The 681-nt window shown below is 68.4% G+C and carries 1 protein-coding gene; it reads left to right on the top strand.

Translation table 11 applies throughout. The features are described from left to right. Positions 1-681 (top strand): condensation domain-containing protein (locus CA984_RS44260; RefSeq protein WP_242676523.1); only part of this gene is annotated, 681 nt, incomplete at both ends.

The following is a 681-nucleotide window of genomic DNA, read 5'->3' as shown; positions in this document are numbered from 1 at the left end:
GGCACCGATGTGCCGATCGGTTCGGTGGTGGCGGGCCGGGTGGATGAGGCGTTGGACGATCTGGTGGGCATGTTCGTCAACACGTTGGTGCTGCGGACCGATACGGGGGGTGATCCGGGGTTTCGGGAGTTGGTGGGCCGGGTGCGGGAGGTGGATCTGGCGGCCTACGCGCATCAGGATCTTCCGTTCGAGCGGTTGGTGGAGATCGTCAATCCGGCCCGTTCGATGGCCCGCCACCCTCTGTTCCAGGTGATGCTCGCCTTCCAGAACAACCCGCCCGCCGTCCTGGAACTCGACGGCCTGTCCGTCGCCGTGGAACCGTTCACGCCGGCCACCGCCAAGTTCGACCTCCAGCTCACCCTCGCCGAACGTCCCTCCGGGGGTCTCGAAGGCGGCCTGGAGTTCAGCCTCGACCTGTTCGATCGTCAGACGGCCGGTGACATCGTCACCCGCTTCCACCGGCTCCTGGAATCCGTGGTCGCCGCCCCCGACATCCCCATCGGCCAGATCGAGATCCTCACCCCCGCCGAGCGCCGGACGATTCTGGGCGACTGGGCCGGCACCGGCGCAGAACCGGCCCCGTCCACCATCGTGGAGCGCTTCGAGGCGCAGGTGGCGCGGTCGCCGCATGCGGTGGCGGTGGTGGGGTCGGGGGTGGCGTTGTCGTATGCGGAGTTGGAC

Source organism: Streptosporangium minutum (assembly GCF_002149035.1).
GTDB classification, from domain to species: Bacteria; Actinomycetota; Actinomycetes; order Streptosporangiales; family Streptosporangiaceae; genus Streptosporangium; species Streptosporangium minutum.
This window is presented reverse-complemented; position numbering and strand designations above follow the sequence as displayed.